We start from the raw sequence: 14,212 nt of genomic DNA, 5'->3' as shown, positions 1-14,212 counted from the left end.
CTCGTCGGCGTGCGAGGCGATGTCGTACTGGCGCTGGTCGTAGCCCGAGCCCCAGGCGACGACCTTCTTGCCGCTGGCCCTGAAGCGGTCGAGCGCGGCCCCGACCTCGCGCACGGTCGCGAAGCCGGTCGGCTGCAGTTCGTCGAGGACGACCAGCACGTTGCCGATGCGCACGTCCTTGCTCGCCGCATCGAGCACGGCGACGACCTCGCGCAGCTGGATCTTCTGCGTCGTCTCGCCGCGCACCTGGTCGAGCGCCGACGCGCGCAGGTTGCCGGCGCGCTGCTCGGAGATCGTCCCTTCGAGGTTGAGGACCAGGGTCGTCTTCTCCGCCAGAGGCGGCGCGCCGCTCTTCATGAGCGCCAGGACGACGATGGCCAGGACGAGCAGGAACAGCAGGTTGAGGACGACCCGGCGGCTCACGTCCACGAAGCGCCAGAGGCCGCGGAAAAAGCGGCGGGTGCGGCCGGGCGAGGACGCTGACATGGGGGAGAACTCCGGAGGCTGCAGGCGGGGGGCTCGCTAGCTTACGCGAGAGCAGGAGGCCGCCTGCTGGCTTGGCGATACTCCCGCGATGCAGGCCATCTTCGCCGTCACAGTCCCCTTCTTCGCCCTGGTCCTGCTCGGCTGGCTCGCCGCCCGCTCGCACGTGCTGCCGGCCGCCGCCATTCCCGGGCTGAACGCCTACGTCCTCTTCTTCGCCCTGCCCTGCCTGCTGTTCCGCTTCGGCGCCAGCCTGCCGCCGGGGCGGCTCGCCGACCCGACGCTGATCGGCATCTACCTGCTGGCTGCGGTCGTCATCGTCGGGCTGACCCTCGCCGTGACGCTGCGTCGCGCCGGCTCGAGCAAAGGGGTCGACCTGCGCGACGCTGCCTTCGGCGCGCTGGTGGCGGCGTTCCCGAACGCCGGCTTCATGGGCGTGCCGCTGCTCGTCGCCCTGCTCGGCGAGAACGCGGCCGGGCCGGTGATCGGCGCAATCCTGGTCGACCTGGTCGTCACCAGCACGCTGTGCATCTCCCTGGCCCAGGCGCACGCCCAGCGCGCCGAACACGACGGCCCGCGCTCGCTGCTGCCGGCAGCGCTCGCCTCGCTGCGCGGCGCCCTGACCAACCCGCTGCCCTGGGCCATCGGCCTCGGCGCCCTCTTCTCGGGGCTGCAGCTGGAGCTGGTGGCGCCGGTGGCGCAGATCGTCCGTATGCTGGGCGACTCGGCGACGCCGGTCGCGCTGTTCACCATCGGCACCGTCCTCTGGCGCGCCGGCCGGCACGCGCACACCCGGACGCCGCCCCGGCACTACCTGCCGGTGGCGGTGATCAAGCTGCTCGTGCACCCGGCGCTGGTCTTCGCCATCGGCTCGGCGGCCCGGGCCCTCGGCGCGCCGGTCACGGCCTTCGGGCTGACGGTGCTGACCCTAACCGCCGCGCTGCCGAGCGCCAGCAACGTGTCGGTGCTGGCGGAGCGCTACGGCGCCGACAACGGCCGCGTGGCCCGGATCATCATGGCCTCGACCGTCGCCGCCTTCGCGACCTTCTCGATCTGCGCCTGGCTGTTCAGAGTGGGTGAAAACCCTTAGCTTTCGCACGGCGGCGAGACTGTATTCTGTATACAGAGATTGCCATGACTGCCGACCTCGTCCGCCTCCAGCCAGCGCCCGATCTCGTCGACCGGGTCTACCGGGCCCTGCTCGATGCCGTCAGCGACGGCTCGCTGGCGCCCGGGGCGCGCCTCGGGCAGGAGGACATCGCCGCCCGCTTGGCGGTATCGCGCCAGCCGGTGCTGCAGGCGCTGCGCCTGCTCAAGAAGGACGGGCTCGCGCTCGACGCCCCCGGCCGCGGCCTGCTCGTGGCGCCGCTCGACGCCGCGCGCATCGCCCAGGTCTACGAGGTGCGCGGCGCGCTCGATGCGCTGGCGGCACGGCTCGCCGCCGGCCGCCGGGCGGCGATCGACGCGCAGCTCGTCGCCGACGGTCGCCGGGCCGCGCGCGGCGACGACATCCAGGCGATGGTCGAGGCCGACATGGCCTTCCACAACGCCGTCTACGCCGCCTCGGGCAACCCGCTCATCGCCGCTAGCGCCCACCTGCACTGGGTCCACCTGCGACGCGTCATGGGCGCGGTGCTGCAGCACGCGCGCCAGCGCGAGACCATCTGGGACGAGCACGAAGCCATCGCCGCGGCCATCGCCGCCGGCGACGCCGAGCGGGCGACCCGGCTCATCGACGCCCACGGCCGGCAAGCAAGCGAGAACCTGCTCGCCCGCCTCCCCCACGGTCTCACGCCTGCCCTGAAAGGTTCACCATGAAGCTCACCGCCGCCCAGCACGAACAATTCGACCGCGAGGGTTACCTGTTCTTCCCCGGCCTCTTCAGCCGCGAGGAGACGAAGACGCTGACCGACGCCGTGCCCGAGCTCTACAGCCGGCGCGAGGCCTACAACGTGCGCGAGAAGGGCAAGGACGCCGTCCGCACCAACTTCGCCGCGCACCTCTACAGCGAGCCGTTCGCCCGCCTGGCACGGCATCCGCGCATGGTGGAGCCGGCGCAGGAGCTGCTCGGCGAGGCCCTCTACATGCACCAGTTCAAGATCAACGGCAAGCAGGCGTTCGACGGCGACGTCTGGCAATGGCACCAGGACTACGGCACCTGGCTCAACGACGACAGGATGCCGGCCGAGCGGGCCATGAACGTCGCCATCTTCCTCGACGACGTCAACGACTTCAACGGCCCGCTGATGTTCATCCCCGGCAGCCACAAGCGCGGCGTCGTCGACGCCAAGCACGACCTGACGACCACCAGCTACCCGCTCTGGACCATCGACCACGGGCTCATCGCGCAGCTGGTCGAGCGCGCCGGCGGCAAGGCGGGCGGCATCGTCTCGCCCAAGGGCCCGGCCGGCTCGATGATCCTCTTCCACGGCTGCCTGGTGCACGCGTCCGGCTCCAACCTCTCGCCGTGGGACCGGGTCAGCGTCTACCTGAGCCTGTGCGCCGTCAGCAACCACATCCGCCGCTTCAAGCGGCCCGAGTACATCGCGCACCGCGACTTCACGCCCATCGAGTGCCTGCCCGACGACTGCCTGCTCAAGCCCTGCCCGGTCGAGCTGCCGTGGAAGGACGGCATGCCGGCGAGCGCGCTGGAGACGTCGTCCGAAGAGCTGAAGATGGCGGCCTAGGATGAGCCTGCACGCCCAACTCCAGAAGCGCCAGGCCGAGAACCGGCCGATCCGCATCGGCCTGATCGGCGCCGGCAAGTTCGGCTCGATGTACCTGGCGCAGGTCCCGCGCACGCCGGGGGTGCATCTGGTCGGCATCGCCGACCTCTCGCCCGATGCGGCGCGGACCAACCTGGCGCGGGTCGGCTGGGACCCGGCGCAGGCGCGCGCCGCCGGCCTCGACGACGCGCTCAGGACCGGCGCGACCCACATCGGCGAGGACTGGCAGGCGCTCGTCTCGCACCCGGCGATCGACGTCGTCGTCGAGTGCACGGGGCACCCGATCGCGGCCGTCGAGCATTGCCTCGCCGCGTTCGCGCACGGCAAGCACGTCGTCAACGTCACGGTCGAGGCCGACGCCTTCTGCGGCCCGCTGCTGGCGAAGAAGGCGGCCGAGGCCGGCGTCGTCTACTCGCTCGCCTTCGGCGACCAGCCGGCGCTGATCTGCGACCTCGTCGACTGGGCGCGCACCTGCGGCTTCCCGGTCGTGGCCGCCGGTCGCGGCCACAAGTGGCTGCCGCACTTCAGCGAATCGACGCCGGAAACGGTGTGGGCGAACTACGGCCTCACGCCGGAGCAGGCCAGGCGCGGCGGCCTGAACCCGAAGATGTTCAACAGCTTCCTCGACGGCTCGAAGCCGTCGATCGAGTGCACGGCCGTCGCCAACGCGACGGGGCTCACCGTGCCGAGCAACGGCCTGCTCTACCCGCCGGCGAGCATCGAGGACATCCCGTTCGTGACGCGGCCCATCGGCGAAGGCGGCGTGCTCGAACGCAAGGGCATGGTCGAGGTGATCTCGTCGCTGGAGGCGAACGGCCGCGCGGTCCCGTACGACATCCGCATGGGCGTGTGGGTCACGGTCGAAGGCGAGACGGAGTACATCCGCAATTGCTTCGAGGAATACAACGCCCACACCGACCCGAGCGGGCGCTACTTCACGCTCTACAAGCGCTGGCATCTGATCGGCCTCGAGGTCGGCGTGTCGGTGGCGAGCGTGGCGTTGCGCGGTGAGGCGACCGGCGTGGCCACCTGCTGGAACGCCGACGTCGTCGCCACGGCCAAGAAGGACCTGAGGCCGGGTGACATGCTGGACGGCGAAGGCGGCTACACGGTGTGGGGCAAGCTGCTGCCCGCCGAGACCTCGACGCGCATGGGCGGCCTGCCGCTCGGCCTGGCCCACGATGTCAAGGTGACGCGCGCGGTGAAGAAGGGGCAGAGCCTGAGCTGGAGCGACGTCGCCGTCGACACCTCGACCTCGGCCTACCGGATCCGGCGCGAGATGGAAGCGCTGTTCGCGCCGCCGATGCTGAGGACGGCGTGATCGCTCTCCTTTTCCGCGACGCCCTCGTCGTCGATGGCTCGGGCGGCGATGGCGTCCGCGCCGACGTCGCCGTCGACGCGGGTCGCATCGTCGCCGTCGGGCCGCGCCTCGGCGTCGAGGCGACCCGCGTGGTCGAGGCCGACGGCCTGGCCTTGATGCCCGGCATCGTCGACAGCCACACCCACTTCGACGCGCAGATCACCTGGGACCCGACCTTGCGGCCGTCGCCGGCGCTCGGCGTCACCACGGCGGTGATCGGCAACTGCGGCTTCACGATCGCGCCGTGCCGGCCGGCCGACCGCGAGATCACGATGCGCAACCTGACCCAGGTCGAGGGCATGTCGATCGACGCCCTGCGCGAAGGCATCGACTGGGGCTTCGAGACCTTCCCGGAATACATGGCGCAGCTGCGCGCCCGCGGCAGCGCCGTCAACGTCGCGGCGTACGTCGGCCACTCGTCGGTGCGCACCTACGTGATGGGCGCCGACGCGGCACGGCGCCCGGCCGCGCCCGACGAGATCGCGCAGATGCAGCAGATCGTGCGCGACGCCATGGCGCACGGCGCCGTCGGCTTCGCCAGCAGCACCAGCCCGGCGCACAACGGCGAAGGCGGCTTGCCGATGCCGTCGCGCCTCGCCTCCGACGCCGAAATGGCGGCGCTCGTCGGTGCCATGGGCGAAGGCGGCCGCGGCGTCTACATGCTGACCAAGGGCGGCCACACGCCGATGCGCTTCCTCGAGTCGCTGGCGGCGGCAAGCGGCCGGCCGGTGATGGTCGCCGCGCTGCTGCACAGCAGCGTCAACCCGGGCGCCGTGTTCAAGGACCTCGACGCCATCGCCGCGGCCAACGCGCGCGGTCATCGCCTGCTGGGCCAGGTGTCGTGCTGTCCGCTGTCGATGGACTTCACGCTCGCCTCGCCGTACCCGGTCGAGGGGCTGGCGAGCTGGAAGGGCGCGCTCGGCCGGTCGGGCACGGCCTTGATCGAGGTGCTGCGCGACCCCGCCTTTCGTGCCGGCGTGCGCGCCGAGCTCGCCACGCCGACGACCTTCCGCCTGTTCAACAGCGAATGGGACAAGGTCCAGGTGGTCGAGGTCGCACGCGCCGAGCACGCCGCCTACGAGCAGCGCAGCATCGCCGACATCGCCGCCGCGGAGGGCCGCGATCCGCTCGACGTCATGCTCGACCTGGCCGTTGCCGAGGAGCTGCGCACGGTCTTCACCGCCATGCTGCTCAACAGCGACGAGGGGGCCGTCGGCCGGATGCTCAACCACCCGCACAGCCTCGTCAGCCTGAGCGATGCCGGCGCGCACCTGACCTTCTTCAACGATGCCGGCTTCGGCCTGCACCTGCTCGGCCACTGGGCCCGCGACCTCGGTGCGATGAGCCTCGGCGAGGCGGTGCGCCGGCTCACCTCGCACCCGGCGCAGGTGCTCGGCCTGCGCGGGCGCGGCCTGATCCGCCCCGGGTTCGCCGCCGACCTGCTGCTGTTCGATCCGGCGCGCGTCGGCCGCGGCCCGAAGCGGCGCGTGCACGACCTGCCCGCGGGCGCAGCGCGCCTGACGACCGATGCGATCGGCGTGCAGGGGGTCTGGGTCAATGGCCGCCAGGTGGCCGACGCCGACGGCCTGATCGCGCCGACGCCGCTCGCGGGCGAGCTCCTGACCGACTTCGCTGCGGCAGCTGCCTGACGGCGCTCAGGCCACCAGCACGGCGCCGATCAGGTGGCTCTCGAGGAAGAAGCGCGGCTTGTGCCGGGCCATGTACTCGTCGACGGCGACCCGGCAGCCGGGGAAGTTGGCCGAGCCGTAGTCGTCGACGACGATCACGCCGCCCGGCTGCATGCGCGGGCCGAAGAACGCCAGGCTGTCGCGCGTCGGCTCGTAGAGGTCGACGTCGAGATTGACCAGCGCGAAGCGCCGCGCTGCCGCCTCGGGGACGGTATCGAAGACGGCCGGGATCCAGCCCTTGTGCAGCGACACGAACGGGTAGGGCTGCAGCACCGCGGCGACATCCTCGAAGCGCGATGCGAACGAGAGCTTCTGTTCGAGGGTCCGCCCGGGCTTGGTGTCGCCGCGGCCGATGCGGTCGGCGCCGACCTTGTCGGAGAGTCCGCCCTCGAAGCTGTCGAAGACCCAGAAGTGCCCTGCCCAGCCACCCGCCTGGAGCGTCTCGGCGATGAGCGACGTCGAATGTCCCTTCCAGCAGCCGCACTCGGCGACGTCGCCCGGCACCTTCTCCGCCAGCAGCCGGTTGACCATCTGCCACAGGGTGAAGAACCGGTTCTGCTTCAGCAGGTTGTCGTTCGAGCCCGAGCGGGCGCGGACACGCTGGTAGAGCGACAGGTACGGGTCGCCGCCGTTCGCCTCGCGCCAGTACCGATCGATGGCATCGAGATCGATGGTGGACTTGCCGCCCTCCTTTCGACCCGGGCGAAAGAACGAGGACATGCGGAAGCGGGCCATCCGCCGATGGTAGCCAGGCCGCATCGCGTTGCCCGCGGCCCCGGCCCGTCGCGGGTCGAGCGGGTTCGGCGTAGGCTTGCCTCATGCACATGAACATCGCAGGGCTGCTGGGCCAGATCGATGCCGACCCGGACCCCGCCGAGACCGTCGAGTGGTGCGAGGCGCTCGATGCGCTGACCCGGGCGCACGGGCCGGCGCGCGCCCGCTTCCTTCTCGACGCCCTGCTGGCCCACGCGCGCCGCCGCGGCGTGCACTGGCAGCCGTCGCTGATCACCCCCTACGTCAACACCATCCCGCTCGAGGCGCAGCCGCCGTTTCCGGGCGACCTGGCCATGGAGCAACGGCTTGCCGCCCTCATGCGCTGGAACGCGCTGGCGATGGTGATGCGCGCCAACCGGGCCGAGAGCGGCGGCTCGGCCGAGCTCGGTGGCCACATCGCCAGCTACGCGTCGGCGGCCGACCTGTTCGAAGTCGGCTTCAACCATTTCTTCCGGGCCCGCGACGACGCCGGCGCGCAGCTCGGCGACCTGGTCTTCTTCCAGCCGCACTCGGCGCCGGGCGTTTATGCGCGCGCCTTCCTCGAGGGCCGCCTCTCGGCGCACGATCTGGCCCACTACCGGCAGGAGCTGGCCGCACCGCGGCACGGGGCGCGCGGGCTCACTTCCTACCCGCATCCGCAGCTGATGCCGGACTTCTGGCAGTTCCCGACCGGCTCGATGGGCATCGGCCCGATCAACGCCATCTACCAGGCGCGCTTCATGCGCTACCTGCAGCACCGCGGCCTCCTGAGCGGCAGCGGCGACGGCGCGCAGCAGCGCCGTGTCTGGGGCTTCTTCGGCGACGGCGAGATGGACGAGCCGGAGTCGATCGCGGCGCTGTCGCTGGCGGCGCGCGAGCAGCTCGACAACTGCACCTTCGTCATCAACTGCAACCTGCAGCGCCTCGACGGTCCGGTGCGGGGGAACGGCCGCATCGTCGATGAGCTCGAGTCGGTGTTCGCGGGCGCCGGCTGGCACGTCATCAAGTGCCTGTGGAGCTCGGACTGGGACGTGCTCTTCGCCCGCGACCACGACCACGCGCTGATGCGCGCCTTCGCGCAGACGGTCGACGGCCAGTTCCAGACCCTCTCGGCCAAGGACGGCGCCTTCAACCGCGAGGTCTTCTTCGGCCAGAACCCGGAGCTGCGCGCGCTCGTCGCCGACCTGCGCGACGAGGACATCGACCGGCTGCGCCGCGGCGGCCACGACGCGGTCAAGATCCACGCCGCCTTCGCCGCCGCCGCCGCGCACCGCGGCCAGCCGACGGTGGTGCTAGCCAAGACCATGAAGGGCTACGCCATGGGCGAGGCGGCGCAGGGAAGGATGACGACGCACCAGGCGAAGAAGCTCGACGGCGCCGGCCTGCTCGCCTTCCGCGACCGCTTCGCGCTGCCGATGAGCGACGCCGACTGCGAGGCGCTCGCCTTCTGCAAGCCGGCCGACGACAGCGCCGAGCTGAAGTACCTGCACAGCCGCCGGCGCGCCCTCGGCGGGCTCGTTCCGGCCCGGCGCAGCGACTGCCCGCCGCTCGCCGTGCCGCCGCTCGAGGCCACGGCGGCGTTCGCCCTCGACGCCGCGGGCAAGGAGATGAGCACGACCATGGCCTTCGTGCGCCTGCTCGGCAACCTGCTGCGCGATGCGGCGCTCGGCCCGCGCATCGTGCCCATCGTCGCCGACGAGGCGCGCACCTTCGGCATGGCGGGCCTGTTCCGCCAGGTCGGCATCTACGCACCCTTCGGGCAGCTATACCAGCCCGAGGACTCGGGCTCGATCCTGTCGTACCGCGAAGCCAAGAGCGGGCAGATCCTCGAGGAAGGCATCACCGAAGCCGGCGCGCTGTCGTCGTGGACCGCCGCCGCCACGTCGTACTCGACGCACGGCCTGGCGATGCTGCCGTTCTACATCTACTACTCGATGTTCGGGTTCCAGCGAGTCGGCGACCTGATCTGGGCCGCCGCCGACCAGCGTGCGCGCGGCTTCCTGATCGGCGCGACCGCCGGCCGCACCACGCTCGGCGGCGAAGGCCTCCAGCACCAGGACGGCAGCAGCCACCTGGTGGCGGCAACGGTGCCGAACTGCAAGGCGTACGACCCCGCCACCGCGGGCGAGCTGGCCGTCATCGTCGACCACGGCATGCGCGAGATGCTCGAGCAGCAGCGCGACGTCTTCTACTACGTGACGGCGATGAACGAGAACGTCGCCCAGCCGTCGCTGCCGGCCTCCTCGCACGCCGGCGTGCTGCGCGGCATGTACCGCTTCCGCCAGGCTCCGGGCGACAGCCTGCGGCGGGTCCAGCTGCTCGCGTCCGGGGCGATGCTGGGCGAGGCGATCAAGGCCGCCGACGTGCTGGGCGCGGAACACGGCGTCGCCGCCGACCTGTGGAGCGTGACCAGCTTCAGCGAGCTCGCCCGGGCCGGCGTCGCGGCGGAGACCGCCTGGCGGCACGGCGGCACCGAGGTCGTGCGCAGCTGGGTCGGCGAGCAGCTGACGCCGACGCGCGGCCCGATCGTCATCGCCACCGACTACGTCCGGGCCGTGCCGGAGCAGATCCGCGCCTTCCTGCCGGCGAGCCGCCGCTGCGTCACGCTCGGCACCGACGGCTTCGGCCGCAGCGACACGCGCGCCGAGCTGCGCCGGCACTTCGAGGTCGACGCCGCCGCGATCGTGCAGGCGGCGCTGCGCGCGCTGGGCTGACGCTGCCGGGCTCGTCGGCGCCGGGGCCGGCCGTCGGCTCCGGACGATCCGCCCCGGACTCAGCCGCCGTGCTTGCCCGGCGCCCAGCCTCGGCTGCCGAGCCAGCGCTCGCCGTCGGCCCGGGCCGCGGTCTCGAGCTCGGTCGACATCGAGTCGTTCCAGCGGTTCAGGAAACCGAACAGGGCGACGACGCCGGTGATCTCGACGATCTCGCCATCGTCCCAGTGCGCGCGCAACTCGTTGCCGATCGCCGCGGTAACGTCGTTCGGCACGCTGGCCGCGGCCCGGGCGAACTCGAGCGCGGCTCGCTCCGTCGCCGTGAACAGTTCGCTCGAGGCGTAGCTCCAGACCTGCTCGAGCCGCCGCGCGTCGGCGCCTTCCGCGGCGCCGAAGCGCTGCGCCGCCCGGATCGTGTGCGCCTCGCAGTAGCGGCAGCCCGCGGCCGTGCTGGCGACGTGGCCGATCAGGCGCTTGAGCTCGCTCGTCACGCGGCCCTCGTTGGCCATGACGGCGCGGTTGAGCTCGGTGAAGGCGCGGGCGAGCGCCGGCCGTCGCATCATCGTCAGGACGCTGTTCGGCGCGAAGCCGAGCGTGGTCTCGAAGAAGGCCGCCAGGCGGGCGATCTCCGGGTCGTGGTCGGTAGCGAGCGGGGCGACGAGGGGCATGGCGGACCTGGAAAGCATCGGATGGCCGAGTTTGCCCTGCGCGCGGCGGCCTTGACCTTCGCCCGAAGGTCAAGGTCTATGCTGCGCCGATGACGTCCACCCCGAAAAGCACGGAGCGCGTGAGGATCGGCAGGATCGCGGCGATGGCCGATGTTTCGGCCAACGCCGTCCGCTTCTACGAGAAGGAAGGCCTGATGCAGGTCCCGCCCAAGACGGAGAGCGGCTACCGCATGTACGACCCGGGAGCTGTGGAGCGCCTGCGCTTCATCAAGCAGGCGCAGCACTGTGGCTTCACCCTGGCGGAGATCCACGGTCTGCTGCAGCTGCGCGATGCGCCCTCGTCTTGCTGCAGCGATGTGCGCGGCAAGGTCATCGAGAAGAAGCTGGAACTCGAAGCGCGGATCAGGACGATGCAGTCGGTCTCGAAGGCGCTCGACCAGCTGATCGCCGATTGCAGCAACGACACCCGGCCGACAGCCGATTGCTCGATCCTCGCCACCCTGGCCGGCGAACGGATCGACCCATGAAGGTCGACGTGCTGCATGCGGGCGGCTGCTTGCTCACGCCCGAGGCGCTGCGCGCGGCCATGCGGAGCCGCCTCCTCGCGGCTCGCTGAGATGGACATCGACGGGCTCCAGCAGGCGGTCGGGCATGTCGGCGCCGCCGCTCTCTTGGTTAGTTTCCTGGCCGGCTTCTTCTTCAGCTTCAACCCCGTGGCGCTGGCCGCGATCCCGGTCTCGCTGGCCTACGTCACCAAGGCCCGCGCCCCGCGCCAGGCCTGGGTCTTCGGCGCCATGTTCATCGCCGGGATGGTGCTGACCCATGTCCTGCTCGGCGCCGTTGCCGGCTTCGGCGGCGAAGGGGCGCAGAAGCTCCTCGGCCGGTACTGGGGGCTCGTGCTCGGGCCGTGGCTGATCCTGATGGGCCTGATGTGGCCGGGCTGGGTGGCGGTGCCGTTCAAGGGACTGTCCTTCCGCGCCAGACGGGTCGGCGGCGCATGGGGCGCGCTCGCACTGGGGGTGCCGTTCGCCATCGCCGTTTGCCCGGTCTGCACGCCCGCGCTGCTCGTGCTGCTCGGCGTGACGGCGGGCATCGGCTCGCCGGCCTGGGGCGCGTTGCTGCTGCTCGCCTTCGCGCTCGGCCGGGCCGTGCCGATCGCGATCGGCGCCGGGGCGATGGGCTGGCTCGACAAGGTTCGCTCGCTTTCGCGCTACCAGCATGCGTTCGACGTCGCCGGCGGCGTCACTCTCATCGCCATGGGGCTTTACTTGCTCAACGCCTACTTTTTCGTCATCCCGGCGCTGGCCGGCTGAGCGATGGCGCAGATCGTTCTCGAATCGGTCCTGACCTGCCCCCGCTGCGGAGGCGCGCGGCCCGAGGCGATGCCCACCGACTTCTGCCAGTTCTTCTACGAGTGCCCGAACTGCGGGACGCTCCTGCGCCCCTTGCCGGGCGACTGCTGCGTGTTCTGCTCGTTCGGCTCGGTGAAGTGCCCGCCGATCCAGGCCTCGGGCCGCGCCTGCTGCGACTGATCCACGCCGCGCCGGCTACAGCTGGAACGCGAGCCAGAGGACCAGGCCCTCGGCCAGGTCGCGGACGAGACCCGGCTGGCGCAGATGCACGGGTGTCGCGGCAGCCTTCTCGGCCGCGATCCAGTGCGCGAAGCGGCGCACGTCGACCGGCTCGTAGAAGGCGACCATCAGCTCGTAGTTGAGGAAGAGGCTGCGCGCGTCGAGGTTCGCCGAGCCGGCGAGCGCCACCTCGTCGTCGATGACGACGGCCTTGGCGTGCAGCATGTGCGGCGCGAACCAGATCCGCGCCCCGGCCGCGGCGAGGTCGCGCAGCGGCCGGTAGCGGGCGATGTCGGCGAGGACGTGGTTCGAGCGGCTCGGCATGACGATGTCGACGGCGACGCCGCGGCGCGCCGCGATGGTCAGCGCCATCAGCAGGGTCGCGTCGGGAATGAAGTAAGGCGTGACGATGAGGATGCCGCGGCGGGCCATGAAACAGCCCGACACGAGCAGGACCTGGACCGTGTCGTCGACCTGCTCCGGCCCGCTCGGCACCAGCTGCGCCAGCGGCCCGTCGCCCGGCGCGCGGGCGCGGTCGGTGCCGAGGTCCGGAGCGATGCCGCGGTCGGCGCGCGGCGGCAGCGGCACCCGCGTCGCGTAGGCCCAGTCCTGGTCGAAATGGTCGCGCGCCTGCGCCGCGATGGGGCCGCGCAGGTCGAAGGTCAGGTCGTGCCAGGTGCGGCTGCGGATCGAGCCGGTGCCGCGCAGCGCCGCGTCGGCTTCGAAGTACTCGGCCGCGAAGTTGCGTCCGCCGCACCACAGGCGCTCGCGATCGGCGATGACCATCTTGCGGTGATTGCGCAGGTTGGCGCGGCCGCGCAGGATGGAGCGGAACGGCGGCACGAACATCACGACGGCAACGCCCGAGCGGCGCAGCGGCTCGAAGTCGATGCGGCCGCCGAGCCAGGCGCCGATGCCGTCGATGAGGAGGCGGACCTGGATGCCGGACTCGGCCCGCTCGCGCAGCGCCGCCGCGATCTCCTCGCCGAGCGGGTCGCGGGCGAGGATGAAGCTGCAGACGTCGAGGCTGACCCGCGCGCCGCGGATCAGCTCCAGCGCCGCCGCCTTCGCCTCGGCGCCGTCGGCATGGATGCGCAGTTCGGCGTAGGGCGCGGCCGGGGCCAGCCCCATGGCCTGGCCGAGGCGGCGCGACCAGAGCGAGCTCTCGGGATCGTCGGCGTCGCCCTGCACCGGCGGCCGCGCCAGTACCGGCGCATCGCGCATGCGCAGCTTGCGGCTGCCGAACATGAGGTAGAGCGGCAGCGCCACGTAGGGCAGCAGCGCCAGGGCGACGACCCAGGCGATCGCCGCCGGCGGGTCGCGCCGCTGCGGCAGGGCGCGCGCGACGCCGACGTACACGATCAGGCCGAGCGCCACCACGATGCCGTGCACCGTCAGCAGGTAGCGGTCGAAGAAGATGTCGAGCGTCATCGCGGTGCTCGAGCGGCGACGCCGGTTCGGGAACGCGGCGCGCCAAAAACGAAACCCGCCGGGCAGGCGCCGGGCGGGTTTGGCTTCGAGCCGAAGCGCGTCAGCACATCACTTCTTGCGGTACTTCCGCAGCGCCGCGATCTGCGCCGCCATGGCCGCGAACTCGCTCTGCGCCTTGGCGAAGTCGATGTCGCTCTTGGCGTTCTTCATCGCCTCCTCGGCCTCCTGCTTGGCGTCGTTGGCCTTGGCCTCGTCGAGGTCCTTGCCGCGAATCGCGGTGTCGGCCAGGACGGTGACCGAGCCCGGCTGGATCTCGAGGATGCCGCCGGCGACGAACACGAACTCTTCTTCCTGGTTGTCGGCGCGGGTGATCCGCACCGCGCCCGGCTTGATGCGCGTGATCAGCGGCGTGTGGCGCGGGTAGATGCCGAGCTCGCCCATCTCGCCGGGCAGCGCGACGAAGGTCGCCTCGCCGGAGAAGATCGATTCCTCGGCGGAGACGACGTCGACTTGGAGGGTGGCCATGGCGGTTCCTGTGCTCCGGCCTACTGGACCTTCTTGGCCTTCTCGAACGCCTCGTCGATCGTGCCGACCATGTAGAAGGCCTGCTCGGGCAGCGAGTCGCACTCGCCGCTGACGATCATCTTGAAGCCGCGGATCGTTTCCTTGAGCGGCACGTATTTCCCTTCGGTGCCCGTGAACACCTGGGCGACGAAGAACGGCTGGCTCAGGAAGCGCTGGATCTTGCGGGCGCGGGCGACGGCGAGCTTGTCTTCCGGCGCCAGCTCGTCCATGCCGAGGATGGCGATGATGTCGCGCAG

The 14,212-nt window shown here is 71.4% G+C and carries 15 protein-coding genes; 9 read left to right on the top strand and 6 right to left on the bottom strand.

What is annotated here, in order from left to right:
- The coding region (locus tag AC30N0_RS07860) for a Clp protease/crotonase-like domain-containing protein (protein ID WP_489517371.1) at positions 1-486 on the bottom strand (486 nt) is incomplete at its 3' end.
- 88 nt (positions 487-574) lie between these two features.
- Between AC30N0_RS07860 and AC30N0_RS07855 the strand changes: the two genes are divergently transcribed.
- Genes AC30N0_RS07855 through AC30N0_RS07835 form a run of 5 tightly spaced genes read left to right on the top strand, consistent with a single transcriptional unit; the run spans position 575 to position 6,218 of the window.
- Positions 575-1,573 carry an AEC family transporter gene (locus AC30N0_RS07855; RefSeq protein WP_489517370.1) on the top strand — a complete coding sequence of 333 codons (999 nt, stop codon included), beginning with the start codon at positions 575-577 and terminating at the stop codon, positions 1,571-1,573.
- A 44-nt stretch (positions 1,574-1,617) separates the two neighbouring features.
- Positions 1,618-2,301, top strand: coding sequence for a GntR family transcriptional regulator (locus AC30N0_RS07850; RefSeq protein WP_489517369.1), 684 nt, complete (start codon positions 1,618-1,620; stop codon positions 2,299-2,301).
- Complete coding sequence (locus tag AC30N0_RS07845) at positions 2,298-3,170, top strand: phytanoyl-CoA dioxygenase family protein (RefSeq protein ID WP_489517368.1); 873 nt, start codon at positions 2,298-2,300, stop codon at positions 3,168-3,170. The genes AC30N0_RS07850 and AC30N0_RS07845 overlap by 4 nt, the downstream gene beginning before the upstream one ends.
- Position 3,171: 1 nt before the next feature.
- Positions 3,172-4,530 (top strand): NAD(P)H-dependent oxidoreductase, encoded by a 1,359-nt coding sequence (locus AC30N0_RS07840; RefSeq protein WP_489517367.1) that lies wholly within the window; start codon positions 3,172-3,174, stop codon positions 4,528-4,530.
- Entirely contained in the window at positions 4,527-6,218 is a 1,692-nt protein-coding gene (locus AC30N0_RS07835) for an N-acyl-D-amino-acid deacylase family protein (protein WP_489517366.1), read from the top strand. The genes AC30N0_RS07840 and AC30N0_RS07835 overlap by 4 nt, the downstream gene beginning before the upstream one ends.
- Before the next feature lie 6 nt (positions 6,219-6,224).
- Here AC30N0_RS07835 and AC30N0_RS07830 read toward each other — a convergent pair whose 3' ends face one another.
- Positions 6,225-6,992, bottom strand: a complete 768-nt coding sequence (locus AC30N0_RS07830) for a TylF/MycF/NovP-related O-methyltransferase (protein WP_489517365.1) — start codon at positions 6,990-6,992, stop codon at positions 6,225-6,227.
- 83 nt (positions 6,993-7,075) lie between these two features.
- Between AC30N0_RS07830 and mdeB the strand changes: the two genes are divergently transcribed.
- Positions 7,076-9,724 (top strand): alpha-ketoglutarate dehydrogenase, encoded by a 2,649-nt coding sequence (gene mdeB, locus AC30N0_RS07825; RefSeq protein WP_489517364.1) that lies wholly within the window; start codon positions 7,076-7,078, stop codon positions 9,722-9,724.
- Positions 9,725-9,783: 59 nt separating this feature from the next.
- On the opposite strand, the gene AC30N0_RS07820 is transcribed toward mdeB, so the two are convergent.
- Positions 9,784-10,389 carry a carboxymuconolactone decarboxylase family protein gene (locus tag AC30N0_RS07820; protein WP_489517363.1) on the bottom strand — a complete coding sequence of 202 codons (606 nt, stop codon included), beginning with the start codon at positions 10,387-10,389 and terminating at the stop codon, positions 9,784-9,786.
- Between the two features lie 89 nt (positions 10,390-10,478).
- On the opposite strand from AC30N0_RS07820, the gene AC30N0_RS07815 reads away from it, so the two are divergent.
- From AC30N0_RS07815 to AC30N0_RS07805, 3 genes are all read left to right on the top strand, one after another.
- The gene (locus AC30N0_RS07815; RefSeq protein ID WP_489517362.1) at positions 10,479-10,916 is read left to right on the top strand and encodes a heavy metal-responsive transcriptional regulator; all 438 of its coding nucleotides are present in this window, start codon (positions 10,479-10,481) and stop codon (positions 10,914-10,916) included.
- Positions 10,917-11,006: 90 nt separating this feature from the next.
- On the top strand, positions 11,007-11,702 hold the full coding sequence (locus AC30N0_RS07810) for a cytochrome c biogenesis CcdA family protein (RefSeq protein WP_489517361.1): 696 nt from the start codon (positions 11,007-11,009) through the stop codon (positions 11,700-11,702).
- A gap of 3 nt (positions 11,703-11,705) precedes the next feature.
- Positions 11,706-11,921 carry a GDCCVxC domain-containing (seleno)protein gene (locus AC30N0_RS07805; RefSeq protein WP_489517360.1) on the top strand — a complete coding sequence of 72 codons (216 nt, stop codon included), beginning with the start codon at positions 11,706-11,708 and terminating at the stop codon, positions 11,919-11,921.
- A 15-nt stretch (positions 11,922-11,936) separates the two neighbouring features.
- Here AC30N0_RS07805 and AC30N0_RS07800 read toward each other — a convergent pair whose 3' ends face one another.
- The 3 genes from AC30N0_RS07800 to AC30N0_RS07790 form a co-directional block, all read right to left on the bottom strand.
- Positions 11,937-13,391 carry a phospholipase D-like domain-containing protein gene (locus tag AC30N0_RS07800; protein WP_489517359.1) on the bottom strand — a complete coding sequence of 485 codons (1,455 nt, stop codon included), beginning with the start codon at positions 13,389-13,391 and terminating at the stop codon, positions 11,937-11,939.
- Between the two features lie 108 nt (positions 13,392-13,499).
- Positions 13,500-13,916: a F0F1 ATP synthase subunit epsilon gene (locus AC30N0_RS07795; protein WP_489517358.1), complete on the bottom strand. Its 417-nt coding sequence runs from the start codon at positions 13,914-13,916 to the stop codon at positions 13,500-13,502.
- A gap of 20 nt (positions 13,917-13,936) precedes the next feature.
- A partial coding sequence (locus AC30N0_RS07790) for an ATP synthase beta subunit C-terminal domain-containing protein (protein WP_489517357.1) occupies positions 13,937-14,212 on the bottom strand: 276 nt, incomplete at its 5' end.

Origin of the sequence: Rhizobacter sp. (assembly GCF_031412495.1) — a bacterium.
Lineage (GTDB): Bacteria > Pseudomonadota > Gammaproteobacteria > Burkholderiales > Burkholderiaceae_C > Schlegelella_A.
The sequence above is the reverse complement of the archived record's forward strand: the minus strand, read 5'-3'. Positions and strand labels throughout refer to the sequence as shown.